General features: G+C 66.8%; 34 protein-coding genes. 14 read left to right on the forward strand and 20 right to left on the reverse strand.

The genetic code is table 11. The features are described from left to right. The gene (locus ATL45_RS23295; protein ID WP_256258388.1) at positions 1 to 705 is read left to right on the forward strand and encodes a glycosyltransferase family 25 protein; all 705 of its coding nucleotides are present in this window, start codon (positions 1 to 3) and stop codon (positions 703 to 705) included. A 19-nt stretch (positions 706 to 724) separates the two neighbouring features. On the opposite strand, the gene ATL45_RS23300 is transcribed toward ATL45_RS23295, so the two are convergent. The 14 genes from ATL45_RS23300 to ATL45_RS23365 form a co-directional block, all read right to left on the reverse strand. Continuing rightward, a complete protein-coding gene (locus ATL45_RS23300; RefSeq protein ID WP_093153576.1) occupies positions 725 to 1,399 on the reverse strand; it encodes a DapH/DapD/GlmU-related protein in 675 nt (224 codons plus the stop codon). Next, positions 1,396 to 2,181, reverse strand: coding sequence for an alpha/beta hydrolase (locus ATL45_RS23305; RefSeq protein ID WP_093153578.1), 786 nt, complete (start codon positions 2,179 to 2,181; stop codon positions 1,396 to 1,398). The genes ATL45_RS23300 and ATL45_RS23305 overlap by 4 nt, the downstream gene beginning before the upstream one ends. 101 nt (positions 2,182 to 2,282) lie before the next feature. Continuing rightward, positions 2,283 to 2,975 (reverse strand): SANT/Myb-like DNA-binding domain-containing protein, encoded by a 693-nt coding sequence (locus ATL45_RS23310; RefSeq protein ID WP_093153580.1) that lies wholly within the window; start codon positions 2,973 to 2,975, stop codon positions 2,283 to 2,285. A 23-nt stretch (positions 2,976 to 2,998) separates the two neighbouring features. Beyond that, positions 2,999 to 3,268 (reverse strand): helix-turn-helix domain-containing protein, encoded by a 270-nt coding sequence (locus ATL45_RS23315; protein WP_246025499.1) that lies wholly within the window; start codon positions 3,266 to 3,268, stop codon positions 2,999 to 3,001. Between the two features lie 38 nt (positions 3,269 to 3,306). Next, positions 3,307 to 3,921, reverse strand: a complete 615-nt coding sequence (locus ATL45_RS23320; RefSeq protein ID WP_093153583.1) for a helix-turn-helix domain-containing protein — start codon at positions 3,919 to 3,921, stop codon at positions 3,307 to 3,309. Continuing rightward, positions 3,918 to 4,622 carry a helix-turn-helix domain-containing protein gene (locus ATL45_RS23325; protein WP_093153587.1) on the reverse strand — a complete coding sequence of 235 codons (705 nt, stop codon included), beginning with the start codon at positions 4,620 to 4,622 and terminating at the stop codon, positions 3,918 to 3,920. Before ATL45_RS23325 ends, ATL45_RS23320 begins: the two co-directional genes overlap by 4 nt. A gap of 2 nt (positions 4,623 to 4,624) precedes the next feature. Next, positions 4,625 to 5,104, reverse strand: a complete 480-nt coding sequence (locus tag ATL45_RS23330) for a hypothetical protein (protein WP_093153589.1) — start codon at positions 5,102 to 5,104, stop codon at positions 4,625 to 4,627. Next, entirely contained in the window at positions 5,101 to 5,379 is a 279-nt protein-coding gene (locus tag ATL45_RS23335) for a helix-turn-helix domain-containing protein (RefSeq protein ID WP_093153592.1), read from the reverse strand. The genes ATL45_RS23330 and ATL45_RS23335 overlap by 4 nt, the downstream gene beginning before the upstream one ends. A 46-nt stretch (positions 5,380 to 5,425) precedes the next feature. Further along, on the reverse strand, positions 5,426 to 6,514 hold the full coding sequence (locus tag ATL45_RS23340) for a hypothetical protein (RefSeq protein WP_093153595.1): 1,089 nt from the start codon (positions 6,512 to 6,514) through the stop codon (positions 5,426 to 5,428). Between the two features lie 207 nt (positions 6,515 to 6,721). Further along, positions 6,722 to 6,976 carry a hypothetical protein gene (locus ATL45_RS23345; RefSeq protein WP_093153598.1) on the reverse strand — a complete coding sequence of 85 codons (255 nt, stop codon included), beginning with the start codon at positions 6,974 to 6,976 and terminating at the stop codon, positions 6,722 to 6,724. A gap of 7 nt (positions 6,977 to 6,983) precedes the next feature. Then, positions 6,984 to 7,919, reverse strand: coding sequence for a Gfo/Idh/MocA family oxidoreductase (locus ATL45_RS23350; RefSeq protein ID WP_093153600.1), 936 nt, complete (start codon positions 7,917 to 7,919; stop codon positions 6,984 to 6,986). Between the two features lie 487 nt (positions 7,920 to 8,406). Beyond that, a complete protein-coding gene (locus tag ATL45_RS23355; RefSeq protein ID WP_143121651.1) occupies positions 8,407 to 9,120 on the reverse strand; it encodes a hypothetical protein in 714 nt (237 codons plus the stop codon). A gap of 4 nt (positions 9,121 to 9,124) precedes the next feature. Continuing rightward, a complete protein-coding gene (locus ATL45_RS23360) occupies positions 9,125 to 9,337 on the reverse strand; it encodes a hypothetical protein (protein ID WP_170210325.1) in 213 nt (70 codons plus the stop codon). Next, positions 9,334 to 9,723, reverse strand: a complete 390-nt coding sequence (locus ATL45_RS23365) for a hypothetical protein (protein ID WP_093153607.1) — start codon at positions 9,721 to 9,723, stop codon at positions 9,334 to 9,336. Before ATL45_RS23365 ends, ATL45_RS23360 begins: the two co-directional genes overlap by 4 nt. 314 nt (positions 9,724 to 10,037) lie before the next feature. Between ATL45_RS23365 and ATL45_RS23370 the strand changes: the two genes are divergently transcribed. Both ATL45_RS23370 and ATL45_RS23375 read left to right on the forward strand, forming a co-directional pair. Then, positions 10,038 to 10,916: a helix-turn-helix domain-containing protein gene (locus tag ATL45_RS23370; protein WP_170210326.1), complete on the forward strand. Its 879-nt coding sequence runs from the start codon at positions 10,038 to 10,040 to the stop codon at positions 10,914 to 10,916. Then, positions 10,913 to 11,134 (forward strand): DUF397 domain-containing protein, encoded by a 222-nt coding sequence (locus ATL45_RS23375; protein ID WP_093153613.1) that lies wholly within the window; start codon positions 10,913 to 10,915, stop codon positions 11,132 to 11,134. Before ATL45_RS23370 ends, ATL45_RS23375 begins: the two co-directional genes overlap by 4 nt. A 163-nt stretch (positions 11,135 to 11,297) precedes the next feature. On the opposite strand, the gene ATL45_RS23380 is transcribed toward ATL45_RS23375, so the two are convergent. The 3 genes from ATL45_RS23380 to ATL45_RS40260 form a co-directional block, all read right to left on the reverse strand. Continuing rightward, the gene (locus ATL45_RS23380; protein WP_093153615.1) at positions 11,298 to 11,882 is read right to left on the reverse strand and encodes a hypothetical protein; all 585 of its coding nucleotides are present in this window, start codon (positions 11,880 to 11,882) and stop codon (positions 11,298 to 11,300) included. Continuing rightward, the gene (locus ATL45_RS40055) at positions 11,876 to 12,007 is read right to left on the reverse strand and encodes a hypothetical protein (protein WP_256258391.1); all 132 of its coding nucleotides are present in this window, start codon (positions 12,005 to 12,007) and stop codon (positions 11,876 to 11,878) included. The genes ATL45_RS23380 and ATL45_RS40055 overlap by 7 nt, the downstream gene beginning before the upstream one ends. Before the next feature lie 142 nt (positions 12,008 to 12,149). After that, on the reverse strand, positions 12,150 to 12,563 hold the full coding sequence (locus ATL45_RS40260; protein WP_093153617.1) for a WhiB family transcriptional regulator: 414 nt from the start codon (positions 12,561 to 12,563) through the stop codon (positions 12,150 to 12,152). Between the two features lie 265 nt (positions 12,564 to 12,828). Here ATL45_RS40260 and ATL45_RS23390 point away from each other — a divergent pair, with 265 nt between their 5' ends. From ATL45_RS23390 to ATL45_RS23405, 4 genes are all read left to right on the forward strand, one after another. After that, positions 12,829 to 13,224: a helix-turn-helix domain-containing protein gene (locus ATL45_RS23390; RefSeq protein ID WP_093153619.1), complete on the forward strand. Its 396-nt coding sequence runs from the start codon at positions 12,829 to 12,831 to the stop codon at positions 13,222 to 13,224. A 292-nt stretch (positions 13,225 to 13,516) separates the two neighbouring features. Then, complete coding sequence (locus tag ATL45_RS23395; protein WP_439332463.1) at positions 13,517 to 14,029, forward strand: hypothetical protein; 513 nt, start codon at positions 13,517 to 13,519, stop codon at positions 14,027 to 14,029. Then, the gene (locus ATL45_RS23400) at positions 14,026 to 15,156 is read left to right on the forward strand and encodes an MAB_1171c family putative transporter (RefSeq protein ID WP_093153622.1); all 1,131 of its coding nucleotides are present in this window, start codon (positions 14,026 to 14,028) and stop codon (positions 15,154 to 15,156) included. The genes ATL45_RS23395 and ATL45_RS23400 overlap by 4 nt, the downstream gene beginning before the upstream one ends. A gap of 16 nt (positions 15,157 to 15,172) precedes the next feature. Further along, positions 15,173 to 16,396 carry an amidohydrolase family protein gene (locus tag ATL45_RS23405; RefSeq protein ID WP_093153624.1) on the forward strand — a complete coding sequence of 408 codons (1,224 nt, stop codon included), beginning with the start codon at positions 15,173 to 15,175 and terminating at the stop codon, positions 16,394 to 16,396. Positions 16,397 to 16,565: 169 nt separating this feature from the next. On the opposite strand, the gene ATL45_RS38465 is transcribed toward ATL45_RS23405, so the two are convergent. From ATL45_RS38465 to ATL45_RS39025, 3 genes are all read right to left on the reverse strand, one after another. Next, the gene (locus ATL45_RS38465) at positions 16,566 to 16,895 is read right to left on the reverse strand and encodes a hypothetical protein (RefSeq protein WP_143121654.1); all 330 of its coding nucleotides are present in this window, start codon (positions 16,893 to 16,895) and stop codon (positions 16,566 to 16,568) included. A gap of 374 nt (positions 16,896 to 17,269) precedes the next feature. Then, a complete protein-coding gene (locus ATL45_RS23410; RefSeq protein WP_170210327.1) occupies positions 17,270 to 18,277 on the reverse strand; it encodes a ketoacyl-ACP synthase III family protein in 1,008 nt (335 codons plus the stop codon). A 7-nt stretch (positions 18,278 to 18,284) separates the two neighbouring features. Beyond that, positions 18,285 to 18,644, reverse strand: coding sequence for a hypothetical protein (locus ATL45_RS39025; protein ID WP_170210328.1), 360 nt, complete (start codon positions 18,642 to 18,644; stop codon positions 18,285 to 18,287). 286 nt (positions 18,645 to 18,930) lie between these two features. Between ATL45_RS39025 and ATL45_RS23415 the strand changes: the two genes are divergently transcribed. The 7 genes from ATL45_RS23415 (at position 18,931) to ATL45_RS23445 (ending at position 24,525) form a co-directional block, all read left to right on the forward strand. Next, positions 18,931 to 19,437, forward strand: coding sequence for a WhiB family transcriptional regulator (locus ATL45_RS23415; protein WP_093153629.1), 507 nt, complete (start codon positions 18,931 to 18,933; stop codon positions 19,435 to 19,437). A gap of 26 nt (positions 19,438 to 19,463) precedes the next feature. Continuing rightward, the gene (locus ATL45_RS23420; protein WP_143121658.1) at positions 19,464 to 20,084 is read left to right on the forward strand and encodes an A24 family peptidase; all 621 of its coding nucleotides are present in this window, start codon (positions 19,464 to 19,466) and stop codon (positions 20,082 to 20,084) included. Between the two features lie 52 nt (positions 20,085 to 20,136). After that, the gene (locus ATL45_RS23425) at positions 20,137 to 20,625 is read left to right on the forward strand and encodes a hypothetical protein (RefSeq protein ID WP_143121659.1); all 489 of its coding nucleotides are present in this window, start codon (positions 20,137 to 20,139) and stop codon (positions 20,623 to 20,625) included. Between the two features lie 428 nt (positions 20,626 to 21,053). Beyond that, positions 21,054 to 21,548, forward strand: coding sequence for a hypothetical protein (locus tag ATL45_RS23430; protein ID WP_246025501.1), 495 nt, complete (start codon positions 21,054 to 21,056; stop codon positions 21,546 to 21,548). A gap of 75 nt (positions 21,549 to 21,623) precedes the next feature. Continuing rightward, the gene (locus ATL45_RS23435) at positions 21,624 to 22,301 is read left to right on the forward strand and encodes an SAF domain-containing protein (protein WP_093153635.1); all 678 of its coding nucleotides are present in this window, start codon (positions 21,624 to 21,626) and stop codon (positions 22,299 to 22,301) included. A 47-nt stretch (positions 22,302 to 22,348) separates the two neighbouring features. Next, a complete protein-coding gene (locus tag ATL45_RS23440) occupies positions 22,349 to 23,158 on the forward strand; it encodes a CpaE/TadZ family protein (protein ID WP_093153638.1) in 810 nt (269 codons plus the stop codon). Continuing rightward, complete coding sequence (locus ATL45_RS23445; protein ID WP_093153640.1) at positions 23,155 to 24,525, forward strand: TadA family conjugal transfer-associated ATPase; 1,371 nt, start codon at positions 23,155 to 23,157, stop codon at positions 24,523 to 24,525. The genes ATL45_RS23440 and ATL45_RS23445 overlap by 4 nt, the downstream gene beginning before the upstream one ends. The last annotated feature ends 73 nt before the right edge of the window (positions 24,526 to 24,598 follow it).

Consider the following 24,598-nt stretch of genomic DNA (forward strand, 5'->3'; position numbering starts at 1 on the left):
GTGATCAATCTGCCTCGGCGCCCAGATCGGCGTACGTGGATGACCAAGACCCTGCCGCTCGACTTGCCGGTCACCTTCACGTCGGACTGGACCGGGCCCTTCGACGGCCACGAACTTACCCGGAACCAGCTGGAAGCTGCCGGCTACAAGCTCTTCCCATGGAAAATCGCGTCCGACAATCTGTGGTGGAGCAGGCCCCTCAAGTACGGCGAGATCGGCTGCACGCTGGCGCATCTAGCCTGCTGGCGGCATGCTGCCGAGGCCAGCGACGACCAGTTCGTTGTCATCCTCGAAGACGACGCGATCGTCAGACCCACATTCCTTGAGGACTTGCTCGCCGGACTACGTCGCGTCGTCTCCAGCAACCCATTCGACCTGCTCTACCTAGGGCGCTTTCCCCTTGAACCTGAAGAAGATAAGCCAGTATCTGATGGTTTCGTGTCGCCCGCCTACAGCCACTGCACCTTCGGTTACGTGCTTACCCGATCCGCGCTCGACATCTTGCTTGGAACACACCTGGAGCACGCGATCGTGCCGATCGACGAGTTCCTGCCCTCCCTCTACATTGACCACCCGCGCCCCGACATGCGGGCGCGTTTTCCTAAGCAGATCAAGGCATTGGCGTTTGATCCACCACTGGTTCATCAGCGCCCCAAGGATGAAGCCGGAAGTGACACAGAGGACTCCGACTTCGTCGAGCCGTAGCTAGACGTGAGCCTGCCCGTCAAGGCAGCTGGGTCTTCGACAACGACAGCCAGTACCCGATCAGGTTCTGTAGTCGGCGTCCCCTCCATTGCTCAGCCGGGGTTTGGATGTTGACGCCGGTCACGACACACTCCGGCGGTACATCCTTGGTTACTACTGCGCCTGCTGCGACATAGCTGCGCGGGCCTATGTGGACTCCACCGACCACCCGTGCTCCGTAGCCGACCACCGAGTCGGCTTCGATCACTGGCGGTTCCTCATCAACATCCCACCACCCTTCATGGGGGCGGGTGTACTCATGTACCAGCTCGCCCATCACAGTGGATCGGTCACCAATAACCGTGCCGTCACAAATGAATCCCGCTACAGTCGCGTCGATGCCGATCGTGACTCGATCACATACGTATGCTCCATAGACGATTCGGGTTCGATCGCCGATCGCGGTGTCGTACCCGATTCGTACGCGGTCCTCGATCACGCAATCCGCACCGATCTGAACCCCTTCATAGATCACGACGTGGTTGGCCAGCAAGCACTTCGGACCGACCGTGACCTGATCACCCATCAGAGAGGAGCCAGGGTTCTGTTGCTCGGCTTGCAGGCGCGCCTCCTTGGGATAGCCCAGGATGCAGTGCTCACCCACGATGCTGCTTTTATCAAGGATCACGGGTGCGTAGAGCGAGGTGATGTTCACGCCGACTCCCGCTCCTTGACCAGCCATCCCACTGTGACCGCGATGGCCTCGTCCTCTCGTTCCCGCGTGTCGAACCCGTGGTCCGAACCGCGGATCGTGTGGAACTCGGTGTTCGGCTTGGCAGCAGCGGCCTGCTGCGCGATCTCGTATGAGATCGCGGTGTCCTGGTCACCGTGCACCACAAGTGCGGGGATCGTGCTCGCCGTCAAGCACTTCAGCGGATCGTAGTGATGGAACTCCTCGAACAGGACTCTGCCAACATCAAACTCACCGTCTAGTGTGAGGAATCCCTTTGTCGCCAACATATTCTGCTGTTCCGTGTTGAAGTTTTCCTTACCCCACGGCAGTTCTGGTGTGACGAACGTGCGTTTTAGATCCAGCACGGGATTCCAGAGAGCGAGCTGATTGAGACGGTCGCCGAGCCATGGAATGGACAGCGAGGTGGATACCGCGCCGAAGCTCGATGCCACGATCGCCAACGGACCTGGGAAACGGCTAACCATGTACTCGACGGCGGCCTGCAGGTCGAGCATCTCGCCCGCGATCGTCATACCCCGTTGTGTTCCATGGCTGTCGCCGTGTCCTCGGAACGAGAAGCGCAACACGTTGAAGTCCGCTTCCGCCAGCCGCTCGGCGAGACGAACGAACATTCCGCCTTCGGTCATGTTGGCGTTGATCCCATGGGCCTGGACAACCACACCTCGGTGCCCATGCGCTCGGGCGGGATGCCACGCGGCGTCGAGCCGCATGCCGTCGATAGACGTCAACTCCACCTGTTGCATTCCAGCTGCTCCCTTGCCGTCAGACGTGACTATCTGCGCTTGACCAGTGTGCCCGAGGCGATCGAGTGGCGTGGCCCTCCAGTGGCGCTGCAATCACGGGTTCAGTTCGTCACCTGGGCCTTGCGGTCTTGGGAGTAGCGACGTTGGAGCGCGTCAGCGGAGCGTCCTGGAAAGTGCTGCGCGATCTCTTCCCAGGTCTTTTTCTCCTCGTCCCGCAGGCGGGCGATCTGGCGCCGTTCCTCGGTGGTGAAGGGGGTGGGCGGCGGTTGCGGTGAGCGGGTGGCAGCGTTGTGGACGCTCTGGATGAGCAGGTCTTCGGCCAGGTGCTGGTCGGCTTCGCGCACAGCGGTGATCACGTCGTGCACGGTGGCGTGCCCGGTCCGGAAGCGGGTGATCACGGGGTCGACGCGGGGACGCGAGGGGTTGAACATGCCCATGTCCTCGCCGGTCCACGGTCGGGCCCGGAGGGCGGTGGCGATCTCCTTGCTGATCGGGATGACGAGCCCATCCAGCAGCGAATGGCTGATGGAGAGCCGGGTTCGCACCTGCTTGCGGGTCCAGCCGGCGAGTAGCCGTTCGAGAATCAGGATTTTGCGCTCGAAGAACGCTGCGGCGCGCAGCTCCTGCAGTTTCGGATCGTCCTGCAGGACGGTGTCCACCGCACATTCGTTGTGCCCTGTCTGGCGGGCGATGGTGCTGATCGATTGTGTGGTGGCCAGCAGGATGGTGATGTCGCTGCGCTCGTCGTCGGTGAGGCACAGCGCTTGGCCCTGCTCTGCCTCGGTGTTTGCCATGGCTGGGGTGTCCGGTCGCGCAGTTACTCACTCAATTCCTGTGTCTCGCGTGTTGTGGTCCCCAGGCTGAGGCGTGTCCCGGGTTCGACAGTCTGTGCCGGCTCGAAGCTCAAAAGCTCGCCGATCTCGCAGTTCAGGGTGACGCAGAGCGCGGCGAGGTCGTCCGGTTTGATGGTCTGGAACTTCCCGTTCCACAGCGCGGACATCTTCCCCGCCGAGTATCGGTGGCCTCGTGCGGCGAGCATGTTCTGCAGCGTCACTGACTTCCAGACGCCGCGCTGCGCGGCGACCATCCTCAGATTCCAATGCAGTTTCGGCAATGACGGGTACATCACATGCCCCTTTCTCGGTTGGTGTTCAGGGGATCGCTGGTTCTTCCGGTGCCGTCCGAGCTCGGCGTCGAGGCCCCGGAGGTCACGGTGAATGGAGCGTCGACTTGTGAGCATGCCGAGCTCGCGCTGAGCTGAAGGAGTCCTTCGAGCTGCTCGATCTCGGCCGTGTTGACGGCGGTGATCACGGCCTGCACGGTGGCCTGCCCAGAGCCGAAGCGCGCCACCATGTCGTCGATGCGCGGGCGAGCCACGAGGAGCTTGTCCAGGTTCTCTCCGGTCCACGGCCGGACAGAACGCGCGGCGGCGATCTGCTCGCGGACCGGCGCGGCCAGGGCGCGAACCACATCCCTTCCCACTCCGTGCAGGGCCGCGACACGGGCGAAGGGCAGTCCGTCGAGGAGCCTGTCCAAGATTTTGATTTTGCGGTCCTTCAGCGCCGCGGCACGGAGTTTCCGCAGCTCGGGGTCGGATTTCAGGATTCTGTACATCGTCGCCCTGTGCCGCTGGGTTCGTCGGACGATGGCGCTGATCGAGTCCGTTCCTGCCAGCATGACGGCGATGGCGTCGCGCTCGTCGTCGGTGAGGCAGGGCAGCCGGGTGCTGTGCGGGTTCATCGATTCTCGCCCCGCGCGTCCCCGGCGTCGGCAGGTGCTGGGTTGTTCCACACCGTTTTGTCCCGGCGGTACCGGACTGCCAGGACGTTGAGGCTGCGCCCGGGGAAGTGCCTCGCGACGTCCTTCCAGGCGAGGCCTTCGACGTCACGGAGGTAGCGGATTCGCAGACGGTCAGCCGGGCTGAAGGCCCGGGCACGCGGCCGGTGCTGCGGAGCAGACCGGGCGAGGGAGATGCCGTGAAGCAGGTCGTCGATGCGGTGGTGCTCGGCTCGCTCGGCAGCCGTGATCACCTCCCGCACGGTGGCCTGCACGTGCTGGAACCGGCTGGTCACCTCCTCGGTGTGCGGGCACGGCACGGCCAGCAGTGACCGGGCCTCACCGTCCCATCGCGTCATGGCCTGAAGCTCGGCGATGCGGTGGCGGACCGGGGCGATGAGTCCCCGGACGTAGTTTCCGCTCACGCCGTGCGCGCGGGCTGCGGCGCGAAGGGACGTGCCGTGCAGGAGCAGGGAGATGATGTCGATTGTGCGGTTGCGGAAGGCCACCGCACGGACCGCCTGGGTGGCTGGCCGAGTGCGCAGCACTTCGCTCACCGTGTCGGGATGGCGGCCGACCCGGCGGGCGACGGCCCTGATCGGCTCGACCGACTCCAGCATGGCGGCGATGCTGTCGCGTTCAGCGGTGCTCAGGCGTTCGGTCATGATCAGTGGTCGAGCGACGGGTGGCCGGCATCGGTGCAGCGGGGGCCTTCAGCGGGTGAGGACTTCAAGGATTCCCACATCTGGTCAGGGCCCGTTTGTGCTTCGGTTTGGGCCCGGATGCTGGCGTCGGTCCGGACGAGCACGTCGTGGCCCGCTGTGCTCAGCACGCTCGCGAACTCGGTGGCCCAGACCCACGGCACGCAGGGCATGTACCGTGCCAGCCACAGCTCCAGCGGTGCCGGGGACATCAGCACGAGGCCGTGGCCGTCGGGGCGAGCGCGGCCGTCGGCGACCAACCACATTCCCGCGGCGCCCGCTCGCATCACGAGCAGCGGGAAGAGCGCTTGTGCGCAGTGGTGGTCGGTCATCGCCGCGGTTTCGCTGGCCTGCCTTGCCTTCGCGGTGCTGCGCCGGTCGGCGCGCAGGACCACTTCGGCGATCTTGAGCCAGGAGGCCGGACGCGTTGGCAGTGTCTTGTTCACTGGTCACCGCCGCGTGCACGGGAGGATGCCGGAGCCGCGTCACCGGGGACGGGGATGGTGGCGGGCTTGCGGCTCAGCAGTTCATTGACCCCGCACCCGAGGACGGTGCAGAAGCCGTCGAGCTCGCTGAGCTTGACCGAGTGGGGTTGGTGCGACCACAACCTGGAGGTCGTGGCGTCGGAGAGCTCGTAGCCGCGCTCGGTGAGCAGACGCTGCAGTTCGCCCTTGGTGAAGATGCCGCGTCTGGCGGCGACCAACCGCAGATTCCAGTACATCACGTGCTCTTTCGTGCCTTCCTGATCGTGCGGAAATGGGTTGTGGTCACTGGGTGATGGCGGTGATCACGTCGGTGGCCCAGCGGTGCCGCTGCTGCTGGCGTTGCGTTGAGGAGCTGTCGGCGCCCAGCTGCAGGGCGTGGCGAGCTTGGTGGACGAACTCCGGCCAGAGCCGCTCGGCGGCGTCGATGACGACGTCGGCGGCCTCGCGGGCGTTGGCGGGACTTGCGGTGGCGATGGTGTGCCAGGCGCCGGCCACTGCGGTGCTCCAAGGTGTCGGGGTGCCGGGGCGGGCGAGGTCAGCCAGGCGCTCGCGGCGGGCGGTGATCTCCTCGGCGTGGACCCTGCGAGTGGCCAGCCGGGGCAGGGCCAGCTCGACGGTCTGCGGAATGCGGGTGGCGGCCTGGTTCAGCAGCAGCGGCGCGACGTCACGCCAGATCCTGGGCAGGTCGACCAGGCGCGGTTCCGGGTGGCCAGCGGGGTTCGGGACGCGCACCGCCACCACAGGCCCGGTGGTGGCGGCGGCCTGCAGTAGCAGCGGCGCGATGCCGTGGCCTCCGGCGCAGCTCCGGAGTTCCGGGGACAGGCGGGTCCACTGCGCTCGGACGGTGCGCCAGGCCTTCGGGGACAACGCGATGTCGGTGGCCAGCGGGGTCGGGACGTCCCGGCCCAGGGCAGTCGCGGTGAGGGGCCGGGCGAGCAGATCGGTGAGCAGCCCCCGGCCTTGGTCCCACCAGTGCGGGTGGTCGGCGACGGCGATCGCCGCACCTTCACGCACGCGTTCCAGCAAGGTGCGATACACCTCTCCGCTGGGTGCGGTATTGCGGGTGTCGACGATGAGCACGGGGCTGGCGGCATCGACGTCGCTGAGCACGTGCATGATCTGTCGGCCGCGGCCGTGTTCCAGCCCGCCGCGGATCAGGCTGCGGTTGCGGGTGCGCACGGCGCCGAACTCCAGCGCGGTGTCCGGGGCGTCGCTGGCGTCGGCGAGCAGCAGCAGCGGGATGCCGTCGGCGAGCAGTCCGGCGTCGTCGCACAGCGCGTCGTCGGCTGCCTGTGTCACGGCGGTGATGGTCTCGGTGACGTCCTGACTGGCCAGGATCGCGGTGGCCGGAGCCGTAAGACGGAGGAGCATGGGTGGTCCTTGGAGGCCTTGTCGGATCAGAAGTCAGTGGTAGGGGCGGTGGCGGAGCTCGGCTTCTCACGCCGCCGAGCGGGGCGGGCGGGGCCGGTAGCGCTCGGTGTCCAGGCGGTCCTCCAGCCACCGGTGGTCGGTGAGGAGGGCGGGCAGCAGCTCGTCGAGGAGCTCGGCGGCGGGTTGCTCGTCGGGGTCGGCTTCCAGTCACAACAGGGCGGGGTCGTCGAAGCGGGCGCCGATGTGCCAGGAGCCGCTGATCCGGCAGGGGCCGTCGGTGGCGGCGATGTCGGTGGCCAGCTCGTCCAGGAGCCAGGCTCCGGCGGCTAAGGTGTTGCTCGTCCGTCCGCCGATGATCATCCGGTTCGGCGTCTCGTAGCGGACGGCGCGACCGGAGACCGTCAGGTGCCCGGCGTGCAGGGCGACATGGTGCAGGTTGTGGTGCAGTTCGACCCGCTCCACCGGGTGGTCACCGGGCCACGGTGCAGTCGCTGTAGACACGTGTGATCACCTCCAGGGTCTTCGGGAGGTCCCGTAGTCCCAGCAGGCTCGGGTGCTCGGCGCGGCCTTCGGTGGTGTTGGCGGCGGCGTGCAGCATCTGGGCACGTAGCTCGGTCTCACTGGGTGCGGTGCTGCGCTCGGCGAGTCCTGCTTCGAGGTTGCGGCCAGCGATCTTGGTGACCTTGGTGCGGCGGATCAGCCGCAGCTCGTGGCGGCGGTGCAGGTCAGTGGGGGCGTCGGTGCGGGCATTGATGGCCAGTCGGCGTCCGTCGGTGAAGAGCACTTCGGCGTCGATGGCGTCCTCAGCGGGGCTGTGCTGGCGGCGGTGCCACCTCCGGCCCGTGCACTTGAGCACCGCGGTCCTCGGCAGGAGGCGCACCGCCAGCGCGATGCCAGCGAGGGCATGCTGGTGCAAGATCCCACCCGAGTGGTTCCAGAACTGCTGCCAGGGCCCGAAGTCCGTGGCGCTCTGGTGGCACACCAGATCCACTTCGGCGCGCTCGATGGCCGGCGGTTCGACGATCAGGCCCGCCAGCCCGGGCGCGAAGTGAGACGGCAGCGCCACGAAGATCCGCCCGTCATGGGATTGCGGAGTCCAGCCCGCCAGGCTGATCATGACGGGTGGTTCGACGAGCACGGTCGCCCCGGAGCGGGCGGCTTGCCGGGCCAGGGGCAGGCTCGCCGGGGGTGGTGCGGTCACGATCACCACGTTGGGCTGCAGCGCCACGAGGGCTGTGTCGAGCTGGGTGAATCTCGGGATATTCGGGAAACCCGCGGCCGCGGCCGAGCCGACGAGGCCCGCTAGCTCGCACCATTTGCCGTCCAGCCGCTGAAAGGCCGGGAGGTAGCGCAGGCCGGGCAGGCCGGCGCCCACCAGGAGGGCGCGCTGCTTGCTGTGCATCATGCGTCCGCCCGAGCACGTCGCGGCTGGGGGCGGGGCTCGTTCGGGGCGGCGAGCGTGAGGTCAGGGGACATGGTGGCTCCAGAACGGACTTCGGCAAGGAGGCAATGCACGTGCGTGCGGAAAGAGGAAGAGCCGGTTCGGTGCGGGCTGCGCCTGCGCAGCGGATGTGCACCCGCACCGAACCGGTGAACCGGCCACACCACGTTCCCCGGGGAAAGGACCCAGAAACCCGGGGTGGAGGGGCGACGTGACCGGCGACTGGTGTCCCGGCGCCGATGGCCGACGACGGGACGGTCACATCACCTACGACGGTGAGCGCGGTGCCAGCGGAGTTCGTCGCTGCTATCTGAAACCGGCATGAACGACGGGACTTGCCGGGCGCCACGACGTACGTGCCAGCGGGCCAGTGCCCCGACCAGTGCGGTCACGATCCCGGCGGCAATAAGCGCCGCGGCGCACACCAGGACGCCGCCTGCCGCGATGACACTCACCGGTTCGCGTCGGCCAGCTCGGAGCCGGACAGCCAGTGCTGTGGAATCCGGCGGCCGTGGGTGTTCCACTCCTGCGAGCACACCACGAACTCGTCCCACAACCGACGCGGACCGCACTCCGCGATCTCGGTCCGGGTCCGATGCTCACGCCGCTCCCAGGTGAGGACCACGAGCACTCCGGAGCCGCTCGCGGCATCGGAGAGAACGTGCTGATCGATCATCGGGCCCAGGACAGACCGGCTGTGTTCGACACCGGGAAACGCCACAGCCAGGACATCGGAAAGAGCATCGTGTTCCAGCAGCGACGCCCTGGTCGCGGGCTTGCGGGGCAGGCCACGCAGCAGCGCGATCCCCGGCCCCGACAGCCGAGTACCGCGTGACGAGCGGGCACTGATCGGCCCGGGCCCGGCCAGCTGGTTGAGCTGGTCCAGCAACGTGCACCCCGCGGATTCCTTGACCGTGTCGGGCCCACCGTCTTCGCGCTGGAACAGCACGGCGAAAGCCCCCGTGCTGCGGTCGCGGAACACGTGCACGACCGCGCCGAGATCCCGGCGGCGCTGCTGGGCGTGTTCCAGGAGCGGGAAGGCCTCGTGGACCGCGACGAGGAAGCGGTGGTCCTGGACCGGTGGGAGTGCGGCGTGACGTTCCGGGTAGCTGCTGCGCGCCAGCGCGAGCAGCGGGGTGTCCACGTTGGACAACAAAGCAGTCATGGGGTCACCTCGGATCGGTGTCAGCCGGTTGCATCCAGCTGAACGCTTCGTCGTTGTCGGTGGGGTTCGGGGTCGTGGGCCACTCGTCGCGCGCTAATTCGTCGCGGATGCGCCGCAGCACGTCCACGCGGGTATCGCAGAGCGAGGGATCCAGATCGAGCTTGAGAGTTCCGGTCATCCGGAGCGGCAGCCCGGCCGCCGTCATCTGGTGAGTCATGGCGTCCACAGCCCCCTGCAGGCGGGGACGAGCGGGGACGAGCCGGTGGTGCGGATAGGGACGCCGTCGGGGGCAGGGCGGGCCAGCATCGCGGCGACGACGTCGATCACGGAGCCCGAGGTGCGCCATTCCACGGTTCCGCTCCCGAGGGTGGCGGGGTTGCGAGGATCCACGCCGCTGGCGCGGAGGGCGTCGACGTCGTTGCGGTCGACGACCACCACGACGTCCAGGGCTCCCGAGCTCCAGAACCGGTGGTAGACCAGCGCCTCGATCTCCCCATCATCGGTGACCGGAACGCCCTCAAAACCCCGGTCCACCAGGTATTTCAAGTGCGCCGTGAGTTCTTCGCGCTCGCGAGCGTCTGCGTCGTCGACGGCCAGGTCCATGTCGATCCCGATCTGTTGTTCATGGGAGGCGGCGGACCCGGCGGTTCGGGGTTCACGCCGGGACCGCCGCCGCTTCAGGCGGGCCGGGTCAGGTGCTCGACGGTGCGGTTCGTTGTGCACCGGAGGGCCGCACCCGGCCCTAGCTGCTGTAGCGTTGAATCTGTAGCGGCTACACGGAGACGCTACTATGTAGCAGCTACACGGCCAAGCGTTACGGATGGGCCCATCCGGGTGATATTGGTTCGCCATCCACGATCAAATGACGTGGTATGCCCAGGACCGACAGGCATGGCCGACAGGCGAAGGAGACACAGGTGGTCGCCACCGGAAGTCCGGCGCTGCTGAAGCGCTGGATCGCGTTCAACCTCCGCCAGCTCCGAAAAGAGGCTGGCAGGGACCGTTCTGAAGTCATGGAACGGCTCGGCATGTCACGAGCTCAGGTCGGGCACTTGGAGACTGCGGAGCGACTCCCGTCCAAGCCCGTGCTGGAGATTCTTCTCGGCTTCTACGGTGTCTCCGAGCGGTTGCCGGACTTCCTGCGGATTGTGGAGGCGGCTCGCAAGGGCAAGAACTGGTGGGAGAAGTTCTCTGAAGCCGTTCCGGCCTGGTTCAACCTCTACCTTGGGCTGGAGACCGGCGTCGCTGAGCTTGCTTCCTTCGACGCACTGCTCGTTCCCGGCCTGCTGCAAACCCCGCGATACGCAGAAGCGGTCATCCGTGCCGACCGCGACCTTAGCGACACCGACGTCCGGCAGCGTGTCGAGCTGCGTTCCGGCCGCCAGCACATTCTTGAACGACAGGATGACCCGGTGCACCTGTGGGTTGTGCTCGACGAATCCGTTCTGACGCGGCTACGCGGCAGCGCCGAGATCATGTGTGAACAGCTCGAACACCTGCTAACGATGTCTCAACGGCCGCGGGTCGACATCCAGATCCTGAAGCAGGACGCTGGAGCGCACATGGCGCAGCAAGGTGGCACGTTCTCCCTGATGACCTTCCCGCCCGAGATGGTCGGAGACCCGGGTGTCGTCTACCACGAGCTGATGACGACCGGCCTCTACCTTGAGGATCCGAGAGACATCGCCGTCTACCGGCATGAGTGGGGTCACCTGCAGGCCATCGCGGCCACTCCCGAAGAATCAAGGGCGATCATTCAACAGGCGCTCAAGCACTGGAAGGAGGTGACGACGTGACCCAGCCAGAACGCAGCACGCACCAGCCCGGTCCGCGAGACCTTACGTTTCGCAAGTCCAGCTACAGCGGGGCCAACGGTCAGTGCGTGGAGGTCGCCGGCGCAGACGGCTCCAGGTGGGTTCGTGACAGCAAGAACCCGTTAGGCGACCTGCTGCACTTCACCGACGCAGGATGGACCCAATTCCTCCGGAGCATGAAGACCGGCACGTTCGACTAGCACCGCCACAGCTCTGACGAAGTGCTGCGAACGCAGACGACGCCCCTCCCGGCCAGACTCGGTGGCCGGGAGGGGCGTCTACTTTGACGAGCTCGACGAGCTCACACCGGATGATGCCGCACACCGTTCACAAGGTGTGCTCGGACACGCCCAGGGCTAGGAATCAGGCCCGCAGGGCCACCTGCTGGCATCGCCCCTGCACAATCGCGCCGCCGGGCTCACGCCACGTACTCACCATCCTCGATGCACCGGGCGCCCTGGCCCGCGGTGACCTTGCATGCGCGGTGTACAGCTGCGTGGCCATCGCCGTGGTGTTCAGTCCCTGCTCGGTAAAGACATCGATCGCGGCGTCGCGGCCCACGGGGCGTAGCTGTGCCGCGCGCCGCTGGCCTGCAAAAACGAGTTCGACCGCGACCGGATCCGCCACCAGCTCAGCCGGTTCGCCCGCGGCATCGGGGCGGGTACCCGGGTCATCGAGGACGTATTTGTCCAGGCCATGGACGGCGGCGAAGTGGTGCGCCAGCATGGCCGCCGCGCGGTCCCGGCTGAAGGTCTGTGGCTGCCTGCAAGCCCTCAGCAGCTCGTTGAGCGCGCGCCAGTCGGTGTGCAGGATCGCGGCGAGGTTGCTGGCGGCAAAACCGAGACGAGCGGTGAGCTTGGACCGGTCCAGCCGACGACCACCAACTCCTACAGCCGTCACCGGGGCGAGCGGATGCCCGTTGCCGCCGGAGAGCAGCCGGGTCAGCACATCAGGCGCTCGGCTGGTTCGCTCGGCGATACGACGCCGTTCATGGTCGGCGGACCGCTGGTCCGGCAGTGCTGACGCACCCGATCGACATTGACGAAAACGGCGGGCATCAGGGCCATCATCATGGCACTCGCCTGACCTGCACCCGCCCCTCGATGACAGCGAAACCGAGATGAACAAGAAGAAACCAGTGCATACCTCCACGGTCCCGCTGCAGCTGCCCTCCTCCTGAACGACGTCGGTTCCGGCGCGCAGTATCCAGGGCTGTCAGGCAGCTCGATGAGCGACCTGCTGGACAGGGTCGTCTTCGGCAGACTCGTCACTTCTCGTTTGGGATGGGATTTGGCTTCGTGTCGAGTCTGCGAGAAGTTCGTGCACTAGGTGGCGGAGATCGGTCGTGTGCTGCTGCCGCTGGGCTGCGCGATCGATCGCTTCACGCCGGTCGCGTGCGCACACTCCGCCCCAGATTCCCCAGCTGACTCCTTCGTAGATCTCATGTTCGAGGGCGAGCAAGAGGCATTCAGCTTGGACAGGGCAGCGTGCACAGGCTTCGGCTGCCTGGCGACGTTGGTGCGCCAGCCCTTCGGCGCCACGTGCAGGGTCGGGGAACCATGTGTCCTGCGAGGAGGACGTGGTGCACCGTCCGAAACGGCGAACTCTCCGTTCTTCTTCGTGAAACACGTGACCCCCCGAAGTTCTGGAAATCGAAGGTTGGCCGGTTCATCAGCGGCAATGGCTCAGTCTGGAGTTGAGTCGCGCTGGCGTCGTAGCCGGTGGCGGCATGCGCTCGGGGCCGGCAACCCGGCAAGGCAGGAGCCTCGCCTGTCCGCTATAGCGGACTTGGATGGTCGAAAGTACGCCGACGTGGCCAGGGTGACAACCCGAAGGGACTACTAGCTTGCGTTTGTCCCCTAAAGGGGACACTCTGTGCTGTGGGAGGTGCCCGATGCCGGAGGTCGAGTCGAGCAAGACGTTCGGAGAGCAGCTTGAGCTGCTGTTCGACGCTGTCCGTCGCGAGGACGGTTCGGAGTACTCCAAGCGCGAGGTCGCTGAAGCAGCCGGGCTGTCGAAGACGCACCTGTACAACCTGATCAACGGCGAGCGCGAGCCCAGCCATGCCGTGGTCAAGTCCCTGGCTGAGTTCTTCGGAGTGGAGCTGGACTACTTCTCGGACAACGAGCGTGGGCGCGAGCTGGCCCAGCAGTACTCGCTGCTGGCGAAGTTCGGGGAAGGCAAACTGCATGCTCTCGCGCGCGGCGCCGCGAAGCTGTCACCCGAACAGTTGGCGAACGTGATCGAGTACATCGAGTTTCAAGCGAGCAGGGATCATCCTTCTCAGTGACAAGGTGGTCTTGTGACTGTCGGAACAGACACCGCATAGGGAGACTGGGTCTCCGCGCTGAGCAACCTGGCGGCACTGCAGGGACTTCACGCCGTGGACGAACGAGAGGATCGGCGCCACTCGGCAGTTTCGCCACTAGCCGGCGCAGCCGAAGCCTTCGTAGCGCGTACGGCAGAGGACGGAACCCAGCGGCGGTTTGAGGTGATGCGTTGTGGAAGCTCCTCGAAGCATGAGGACGGCAGCGCGTGCATCCCTGCGCTGGATTCTCAGTCCACGTGGCGATCGAGAAGGTGTGAACGAGTCCCGCCTTCGGTACGTGATCCGCAAGGAACTTGACCAACTCGGCATCGTGGGCCCCGCCGACATGGCCGAGGTGTGTCGCCGATTTGGCGCTCGCCGTGGCAAGCCACTCAAGCTGGTGGCCTACCCGCTGGAGGTCCCTGGACCGTTCGGATTGTGGATCGCGACTCCGGCAGCCGACTTCATCATCTACCAGAAGGAGACCACGAACGCACACCAACAGCACATCATCGCTCACGAGCTTGGACACATCATCAGTGGGCACACCGCCGACGACGCCGACGAGGATGGCTTGGGCGGATCCTTTCCGGACATCCCACCCGACCACGTCCGCCGTGCGCTACGTCGGACGCACTACGACACCGTGCAGGAACGTGAAGCTGAAACGGCCGCAACCTTGCTGTTGGAACGTGCCGCGGTGCTTGAGCAGATCTCCCTCCCTTCTCGAACGCCTCGTGCTCGGCGAGCCCAGCAAGCGTTCGGTGAGCAACAGGACTGGCTGTGAGTCTGACGAAGCTGGCGATCATCATCGCGCTGGCGTGGTTCAGCTGTCGGCTTGTTCTCTCGCCGCGAGACCTCGCCCTGCGCGCCCTGGTGGCTTGTCTGTTCTTCCGCTTGTTTGCCGCTCCGTCGACCGTGGCTTGGCTTCGCGAAATCACTGGCGGCGTGTTGACTCCCAGCCTGGGCAAGCTCGTCATGAACGTTGCCTTGAATGCCTCATGGTGCTTCCTGCTGCTCTTCTTTTTGTTCGCTGCCGCAGGAAGCACCGCACGGGCGTGGCGGGAAGCAGCGCTGATGCTTGCCACTTCCGCCGGCATGGCGTTGGCTGTCCTCCTCACGCCAGACGCGGACAGTGCGTTTCCGACTCGCGGAGCACTACCGGTGGTGTTCTCGGCGCCGACCGTGGCTGCCTTCTATCTCGTGGGGTCGGCGTACATCGCCTACGCCACCGGCTCAGCGGCGATCTGGGCGTGGCGTTACGCCACTGAGTCCGGGCGTCGTACGAGGGTGGGCCTGCAGATCGCAGCCATCGGGCTGGGCGTTGAGGCAATGACGGCCGTGGTCCGTGCTGTCATCGTCATCATTCGCTGGACTGGCGGTACCGTGCCGCTCTCTGTCGCGCACGCTGTTGACAGGCTGGTTCCCACTGCGGTGCTGGTCTTCGTCGTCGGGGTCTGCTGGGCAGGATTGTCGGCTCGGTTCTCGGAGTTCCGGGTCTGGAACCGGCACCGGCGCATCTATCACCAGCTGTATCCGCTGTGGGCGCGGTTGCACGACGCGTTCCCAGCCGACGCCCTCGACCGCCACCCCAACAGCCAGTGGCTCGACCGACTGTCACCCCTGCGCATGCACCGGCGCTTCTGGCGGCGCCTGATCGAGATCCGTGACGGCATGGTCCAGCTCGGCCCGCACCTGGCAGATGCCGGCTACGACGCCGAGCGCCCGGCCCACCAGCAGACCGCCGTCCTCGAAGAGGCATTGCAGCGCCAGCACGACGGTGTGCGACCCCGCGGGCGATCCGCGGTGCTCATCGCTGCCCCGGCCCGCCCCGACCTCTGCGCCGATATCGAACAGCTCCTTGCCCTCGCACACGCACTTCCCAGCAAACCATCCGCGCACCAGCCGCGTTGATCGGAGAAACGGCACGATGAAGCAGTTGATCACGGCCGCTCAGGTCCTGCTCGGGCCGGAAGGTCGGCAGATCGCGGACGGCGCCATCCTGCTTGACGAGGACACGATCCTCGCCGTAGGCCCCCGCCGCGAAGTCGAAGCGCATGCAGGCACCGAGATCCACCGGAGCGACTTCCCGAACCACACCCTCTTGCCAGGCTTGATCAACTGCCACGCGCACCTAGCACTCGATGCAGGCCCTGACCCGCTGGCGAGCTACCTCGACACCGACGACAACGATCTCTTGCTCGGCATGGCAGGGCGAGCGCAACAGGCCGTTCGCAGCGGGGTGACGACTCTCCGGGACCTCGGAGACCGCCGCGGTCTTGCGTTCCACGTGCGGGACGCCATTGCTCGGGGCGATTTGGGCGGACCGCGCATCCTGGCAGCCGGCTCCCCACTGACCATTCCTCGCGGCCACTGCCACTTCTTCGGCGGTGAAGTCTCCGGAGAACGCGAGATCCGCCAGCACGTCCAGGACATGGCCGCGCGCGGCGCCGACGTCATCAAGGTCATGGCCAGCGGCGGCCACATCACCCCGGACTCGCCGCCGATGTGGGCCACCCAGTTCTCCGCCGACGAGCTGCGGATCACCGTCGAAGAAGCTGCCAGCGCCGGCCTGCCGGTCGCAGCACATGCACACGGTTCCGACGCGATCGCCGCCGCAGTCGAAGCTGGAGTATCGACGATCGAGCACTGCACATGGCTACAGCCTGGCGGCGGCGGATACGACCAACGTGACGACGTGGCCAAGAGCATGGCCAACCAGGGCATCTACGCCTGCATTGCCTGGCCACCGGACTGGCGAGGGTTCATGGAGCGCCTCGGACCAGAACGGGCTGAGAAGATCATCGAGCGATTCCTCTGGATGGACGAGCTCGGCGTCCGGCTCATCCCCGGGACCGACGCCGGACTGAGGGACGCACGGTTCGACGGCTACGCCGACGCCCTCGAACTGTACGCGCACATCGGGTTCTCGAACGGACAAATCATCGAGATGGCAACCGTGACGAGCGCTGAAGCACTGGGCAGGGCCGACAGCATCGGACGGCTTGAACCTGGCTACTTTGCTGACCTCGTCGTAGTCGCGGGAGATCCACTCCTGAATCTGAATTGCCTGTCGCAGGTTCAACTTGTCATCGCCAACGGCGAGCACATGTTCAGCTCGGGGTCCACTTCGCCGAAGCACTTCGACATGTAGACCCGGCAGTGGCGGAAGCAGTGCAAGACCCCGGTGAATTACTGGGTTGAAGAATGGTCAGTGGCAGGGCTCGGCACGTACCGAACCCTGCCACTGTCCGAGTTAGAAGGGCAACCTGAGATCCTTCGACGTTGGCGGAATCCCTGAACTTATAAGCTATATCTGGAAGTCACGGTGAGGTGGAGGCGAGGCACGAGGTGACGCTGCCGTGGACCCAGCCGGTGACGTTGGTGGTGAGGTCGGTGATGTTAACCCACTCCGGCGTTACTCCGGGGGAACCGAGGACTTGGCGAATCCTCACCTGGTGTCCCTTGTAGTAGATCCCGTCAACAGGTGAGGCGAGGTCGCTGGAGCGGTGGATGCGGGCGCCGCTTTCGATGTCCAGCCAGCTTCCGGCTGGACAGGGCCCTTCGGCATATGCGGGGCTAGTGGTGCCACCGAAGGTGGTGGCAGCAAGAGTAGCTGCGAGCAGGACGGTGGTTCTGATGGCGTGCTTCACGTGGGCCTCCAAGTGTTGGGCGTTTGTTGGTTGGGGTGGCCGGGACCGCTCCAGGAGCGGAGAGCAGTCCCGGCCGGTGGGAGGGGAACGTGTGCGAACTCGGTGGCTAGCGGCTTTCGGGGTGCGGGGGTGGTGCCGCCGGCGGTTCTCCGAAGCTGGAGAGGCCGCAGTTACCCGCGAGGCATTCCGGTGGCGCCGGTGGTGGTGGTTGGGCGATGGCCGCCGCACCGGACGTTGTCGCGCCTATGCCCGCCAGGCACGCGGTGAGCAGGATTCGGCAGCTGAGCTTCATTTTTCCTCCTGTTAATAGGTTTTCTGCTCTGCTTCTGGGCACGCGGGTACTGGCGCGTTTTCGGGGAGATGTCAGACGTGGGTCAGTGGATGCGCAGGATGGCTGCGGTCCAGGTCATGCCGACGCCGATGCCGAGCAGTGCGACGTGGTCGCCGGGGTTGAGGAGGCCGCGGGTGAGGAGGTAGTGGAGGTCGGTGATCTGGTCGGAGGCGCCCATGTGTCCGAGCCAGCGGCCGAGGAACGCTGTGGTGCGTTCTTCGGGGATGCCCAGCGGGGTGAGGCAGTGGCGTTGAGTCAGTGCGTTCCCGTAGTGGGGGCAGAGGATGCGGGCGAGATCGTTGAGTTCGATTTCGGCTTGGTAGAGGGCGGTTTTCAGGACGTTGCTGACGGCGGTGGTGTTGGTGCCCTCGATGCTGGAACCGCCGCCGTGGGTGGCGAGGAACTGGGCTTTGCGGGTGCGGAGCTGGATTGGGGGCCGGTAGGTGTGGCCGCTGTGCCAGTTGCTGTTGCCGCGGTGGAGTGCTTCGAGGCTGGGGTGGGATTCGGAGGCGGTGGAGAGCACGTCGGCGATGGCTGGGGTGGTGTCGTCGCGGTGCAGGAGGAGTGCGGTTCCGGCGTCGCCGTAGACGATTCCGGCGTCGGTTTGCCAGCGGTCGAACAGCGGTGGTTCGAAGACGTCGCCGGCGGTGAGCAGGGCGGAGTGCCCGGCGTGTCCTTCCAGGACGCCGGCGGCGAGTTGGAGGCCAGCGATCATGCTGTTGGACATGGCGTTGATCGACAGGGTCAGCATCGGGGTGATGCCGGTCTGGTGAGCGACGAAGCTTGCCGCGGACCAGAAGTCCAGTCCCGGGTCGTGGATGGTGGCGTGCAGGTGTAGGTCCACGTCGCGCTCGGCGGCATGCATGGCCTGGCGGCCTGCTTGGGCGGCGAGTTCCGGTCCGGTGCGTCCGGCGGCGACCGCGGTCGAGTCCTGCCGGTTGCGGTGGGCTTGTTCGGCGCTGTAGTGGCCGTCGCGGATGGCGTCGATGCTCGTGACGAGGTCGCCAGCGACCGCGCCGATGCCGTGGAGGGTGATCCCGTGGTGGCGCATCGCTGGATCACGCCCCCACCAGCGCCGAGCTGGTGAACCAGGCCTCGCGGAACCCGTCAGGGTCGTCGCGTCGAGAGCTGCCTGCGAGGTTGGCGAAGAAGGCAGGATCGCGGTGGACGAACTCCACGAACTCCGGCCTGGCGCCTGGGGTGGTGACCACGGAAAGGTGGCCCCATTCTTCGCCGTCCTGCCATCGGAGCACCCATAGCGGTCGGGCATGGGGATGTGTCGGGGTGGTGTGCATGTGATCACTCCGTTCCACGCACAGCGCGAAACAAATAAAGGGATGAAAGAAAGGGGATGCGGCGGCCTTTTTTGCTTCGTGGGGAAGGTTTGCCGCGTTGAATGCACTCACCGTGACACGCACGGATTGGGGCTGTCAGATTTTGGTCGCAATCGCCTTACAGGTGCACCGGGACGGGTGAACGCCACCCACGGGGCCGAGCTCATCGAGAGCACCGAGAGCACCTGAGATTCAGCGGAGGTGCAGGTTGCAGGCCTGAAGGCAAGCTGAAGGCCGGTGTCCCGGGGATCGTCGTCACTCGGATGGGCGCAACAGCGTCTCTCGGGGCACCAAAATCTGACAACGGCGAGATTCCCGTGTCAGCCTCCTACTCCTCACTGCTTCTTTCATCCCCGAGATAGGAGAGATCATGAGCCGCGACGAACACGCTTTGCCCATTCCGTCCCCGCGCGGATCGCCGTCTCGGGTTGCTCACCGTGTCGAGTCGAGACGCGTTTTGATGGCTGAGGTCTATCGGCGCGGGCGGTGCGTGGATTCGTCCAATGCGGATGATTATTTCCGGCCATCATTCGGAGGTAGGGATGCTGATCTCGTGCAGCGCGGTGATGCACGGATGTTGTGTGCCGGCTGCGGTGTCCGCGCCGCGTGCTTGAGGGTCGCGCTGCTGAACGAAGGCGACGCCGGGTTCTGCTGGGGCGTCTGGGGAGGCACGTCGGCCCGAGATCGCCGGCGAGCGTTGAAGCGAGCACGGCGCCAAGGGGTTGAGCCCGCAGCCATCCTCGACGAGCTCGTGGCGTGGCTGGTGTGGATTACCGACCGGTCCGTTCTCGCCCGGCAGCACAAGTTCGTCGAGCCGGGTCCGGTCTTGCCGTCCTCCGATCGTGTGGCGTTGGCAAATCCGGGCCGCGCGGCCTGACTTGTGCACTACGAGAGGTGATGTGCGTGTTCTACGGCCACCCGGCACTCGTCGGCCTTTCCGGTGTCGCAGCGGGCTTGGTGCTGTCCTGGCTGCTGCGTCCCTGGGTTGCGTTGCGCCTGGCGGCGGTGCTCGGTCTGACCGTGCTCGCTGGCGCGCTGTCGGTGCTGATCGCCTACCGGTTCGCCGGCGATCCGGCGTTGCCGGCGTGGTGGTGGCTCGCGGTCACCGGCGTTGGGCTGTCGCTAATCGATATGACCTGCCATCGCCTCCCACACACCTGGGTCCTGGCACTGGCCACCGGCGGACTCGCAGTCTTCGCGATCCTGGCCATGACCGAGCAAGCCGGCACGGGCCTCGTCCGTGCGCTGCTGGCCGCACTCGTCGTCTTCACCGGTGGACTCGCGCTCTTCCTGGCGCTCCCCGACTGGATGGGCTTCGGCGACATCACCACCACGGCAGCATTGGCGATCTACCTGGGCTGGATCGGATGGCATGCCGTCCTGCTGGGCATCACCGCGTCGATGCTGCTACTCGGTGGCCTCGCCGCCCAGGCCTGGACCCGCACCCCTAACAGCCGCGTTGCCGCGGGACCGAGCCTGCTCCTGGGCGGCTGGATCAGCATCCTCACCCACACCACCGCATGAAAGGCAACTCATGTCCCCGTTCTCGACCTCTGTCGCACCGGCAGCACTGTGCTTGACCGCCGTCGCACTGGCGGGATGCGCGAGCGCACCGCCTGCAGACTTGCCCGCGGATCCGAGCATCGCACCGCCGCCGGCGCCGTCGGACGCCGAACGAGCCGAGGTCGAGCGGACCTACCGTGACTTCTGGCGGATCACCTGGAACACCACGACCGACCGCAGCGCGGAGTGGGACGCTGAAGTGCGCCAGGTCGCCGGCCAGGAGCTAGCTGATCAGATCGCGACACGCTCCCGGGACCAACTGGCCAGCGGAGTTCAGCTGTATGGCGCCGTCGTGGCGAACGTGACCTCGATCGAGATCACCGGGAACCACGCCAACGTGCAGGACTGCCAGGACGCGAGCCGCGCTGGCCAGGCCGATGTGGTCTCTGGTGCGCCGAAGACCGTTGGTATTCCGCGTAATCCCGTACGAGCTGCGCTGTCGAAGGGAACGGACACGCGGTGGCGTGTCGATCGAGTCGAGTTTCCGGGAGGTGAGTGTTGATGCGCTTCTCAGTCCGTGTCCCGTGCGTGCTGCCTGCGGTGGTTTTCCTGCTTCTCGGTGCCCCCGCGGCGCATGCTCAGAACGGGGACGTCTCCGTGACACCAGGCGATGCGGGCAGCTGGTACGAGTCTCCGTCGATCGGTCTGTCCGCAACGACTCCGGGACGCCCGGATCGGCCCGCATCATCACATCCTGGGAGCGGTAGCGCGCGTCCGGGCGGCGGTTCGACACCAGGTTCGGCATCGGTGCCGCTGTGCCCGACCGTGGTGTGCGATGCGCCGGGACAGGTGCAGGATCCGGCGTTTCTGCTCCAGTCCCAGCCTGCATCGACGTGGTGTTTCGGCCCGCTGGATACCGGGGATTGCCCGCAGCCGGGGCCTGGTCCTACTCCGGGGCGTCCGGGGGCTACTGCTCCGCCGGATCCTGCGGTGCTGGCTCGGGAGGCTGCGCGCCGGTTGCGGTTGCCGTTGCCGACGCCGCGGCATTCCCCGGATCTGCGGTTGCGGGATGGGCAGTCGGCGACGTTGGTCGGTGAGCGCACCTGGTTCTGGACGGCCCGTGAGGACTGGCGGGTGCAGCGGGAGCGTGTGCAGGCGGGCGAGGTGTGGGCTGAGGTGACCGCTGAGCCTGTTCGGCTGTCGATGGAGCCTGGCCTGGGCCAGGAGACAGTGTCGTGCGCGGGCCCGGGGACACCGTACGACCGGTCTTTCGGTCTCCATGCTCCGTCGCCGACTGGGTGTGAGGTCGTCTACGAGCGCCCGTCGACCGGTGGTTCGGTGGTGGCGGAGTGGTCGATCACGTGGCGGGTGCAGTGGCGAGGCTGGACCGGTAGTGCACCGGCGGGCGGTTCGCTGACGCCGATGGTCTCGCGGGCACCGGCTCAGATCGTCGTCACCGAGGCCCAAGCCCTCCGAACCCGCTGAGAACGGTTCAACGCCGAGGTTCCATCTTTTAATCCATTTCGGAGATCCATTTCGAATTCACTTGTGGGGAGAGCTATGTCCACCACCGGCATTTTCGCGGTCGCCACACCTACTTCAGTGGACGACAAGGAGCGTGTTGGGGAGGCGCGGGCCGTCCGGGTGCCGCGGCAGCGGCGTTGGTGGCTGCTGGTCCTGTCATTCGCGTTGATTCTTGCCTCAGTCGGGGCGACGTTCGGGCTCGTCTCGGCAGCGTGGGATCGCGAACCGATACTGCAGCTAGTCCGAGATGTTCCCTGGGGACAACGAATCCGCGATACGGATGTGACCACTGTGGAACTTCCTACCGATGCGCGGAAGTTCGGTGTAGCCGATGTGGACCGAGGACTGGTGGTGGGGCAGACCGCTGCCGTGCCGTTGCAGGCTGGGCAGCTGGTGGCGCTCAGCGATGTCACGGCGCAGCTGGTGCCCGCGCGGGGCCAGCGGGTGATCGGGATCCGGTTGCTCCCGGGCCGGTACCCGGCGCGCGGGTTGGCCCCGAGTGACCCGGTGGAGGTCGTGGGTCTGTCCAGCAGCGGCGTCACGGAGACGGTACCTGGGGAAGCGGTTTTCCAGGCTCGGGTCGTGGCGATGTCGCCGCCGGATACCGAGGGTGCGGTGGTGGTCGATCTGCTCATCGATACCTCGGCCGCCGACGCGGCGCATGCGGCTGCCGCCGGCGGGGCGTTGGTCACTCTGCTCGGACCGGCCCGGTGAGCACGGTGGTTGCTGGATTTTCTGTTGCGAGGAAAAGGAGTTTTCTGATGGCTGTGATCACGATGGTGTCCGCGAAGTGCTCGCCCGGCATCAGCACAGCGGTCGCTGCGCTGGCCACGGTCTGGCCCCACCAGGTGCTGGTAGTCGATGCCGATCCTGCTGGTGGGGATCTTCTGACTGGATGGGGCGGGGCGTGGCTGGTCGACGGGCGCTTGAGTGCCGGGCGCGGGCTGGTGAGCTTTGTGACCTCCACCCGTCATCTCGACGCCGTGCCTTCCGAAGGGCTCGCCGGGCACGTCCAGGAGCTCCCAGGGCTGGAGCACGTCCGACTGCTGGCCGGGGTGGCGAGCCGGGCTCAGGTCACGGCGATCGGCGACAGCGGCTGGCGGCGGCTGGCGAGCGCGATCCGGGATCTCTCGGGGGAGGGCCCCGATGTCCTCATCGATGTCGGCCGCTGGGCGCCTGAGACCCCGTGGTCGTTGCTCGATGACGCCGACCTGGTCCTGGTCGGACTGCGCCCGAGCCTGCGGCACCTGTCGGCGGCACGGGCCCTGATCAGCGCGGTGCAGGCACGGGTCCCGATCACTCGGCTCGGTCTGCTCGTCACGGCCACCACCAGCCACGATGCGGACCGGATGTCGCACGCCACTGGGATCCCGGTCGGCGTGGAGCTGCCCGACGATCCCACCGCGGCCCGGTTCTTCTCCGACGGCACCGGCAACCATCCGTCGCGGCGGAGTGCGCTGCTGCGGACCAGCCGTAAAGCCGCACTCCGGCTCCACCGCTCGCTGACCCGGCCAACTCCGCCCAGCACCCCAGTGGAGTCAGCGAGTGTTGGGGAGGTGAGGGCGGCATGACTGCGCAGATCAACGGGACATCCCGCCCCCGGCTGGTGGGCCAGGCAGCGGGTTGGGTGCCGGACAACGCGACCGTGCAGGGGCTGCGGGAGCGGGTCGCCGACCGGCTCCGCGGCACCGGCCCGGACGAACGGGCCGGTGTGGTGGCCGCCGAGATCAGTGCGTGGGCGCATGAACGCGCCAGCCGCGGTGACCCTCCGCTGTCCCACGAGGATGAGCGGAGGCTGGCCGATGCAGTACTGGCCGCGGTCTTCGGGCTCGGTGGGCTGCAGCCGCTGCTGGAACTCGATGACGTGGAGAACATCCACATCCACGGCCACGACCGGGTGTGGCTGGAGCTGGCCGACGGCCAGCTCCAGCGCTGGCCTTACCCCGTCGCCGACTCCGACAGCGAACTGCTGGAGCAGTTGGAGGCAATGTGCGCGCGGCTCGGGCAGACCAGCCGCGAGTTCTCTCCGGCTCAGCCCATCGTGAACTTGCGGCTGCCTGCCGGCGGGCCGCTGGGAGCACGGTTGGCGGCGGTGCGGGAGGTCACCGACCGGCCGCGGGTCGCGATCCGACGGCACCGCCTCGCCCACACCACCCTCGCGGATCTGCGCCGCCACGGCACCCTCGACGCCGGCCTGGAGCACTTCCTGACTGTCGCGGTGCGCGCGGGGGTGAACATGCTGGTGACTGGCGGGCCGGCCGCGGGCAAGACGACGCTGCTGCGCGCGCTGTGCGCCGGCATCCCGCCCGGTGAGCACATTGTGACGGTGGAAGACGACCAGGAACTGGGCCTGCACCTTGACCTGGAGCGGGTGGTGACACCGCTGGAGGCGCGCACCGCCAACGCCGAAGGCGTCGGCGAGGTCAGCATGGATGCCCTGCTCAAACAGGCGCTTCGGCATTCGCCTTCGCGGGTCATCGTCGGCGAGGTCCGCGGCGGCGAAATCACCGCCCTGCTCCGCGCGCTCGGCAACGGCGCCACCGGCGGGATGGGCACCCTGCACGCCCTGTCGGCGCGCGCGGTCCCCGACCGCATCGCCGCCCTCGGCCAGCTCGCGGTACCGCCGCTGCCGGTGGAGGCCGCGCACCGCTGGACAGCCTCCGCCCTGGACCTGATCGTGCACCTCGTTCGCCGCGATCACGCCGGCGGGCGGGAACGGTTCGTTGGTGAGGTCGTTGAGGTCGGTGCCGTTGGTGATGCCACCATCCCTGACCTGACCACGCTGTTCGGCCCCAACCAGGAGGGGCGTGTGGTGCCGGTTTGCCCGCCCAGTCCTCAGCTGATGACCCGGCTGCAGGCTCACGGCCTCGACCGCACCGTGTTCTCCCACCCCGCCGGCCAATGGGACGTCCCCGAGCACGGAGGTGAGACGCCATGACCGGACTGCTCACCGTCCTCTGTGGAACCACCCTCGGCGCCGGCATTCTGCTGGCGATCCTCGCATTCACCCC

This window comes from Saccharopolyspora antimicrobica, assembly GCF_003635025.1.
In the GTDB taxonomy this organism is placed as follows: Bacteria; Actinomycetota; Actinomycetes; order Mycobacteriales; family Pseudonocardiaceae; genus Saccharopolyspora; species Saccharopolyspora antimicrobica.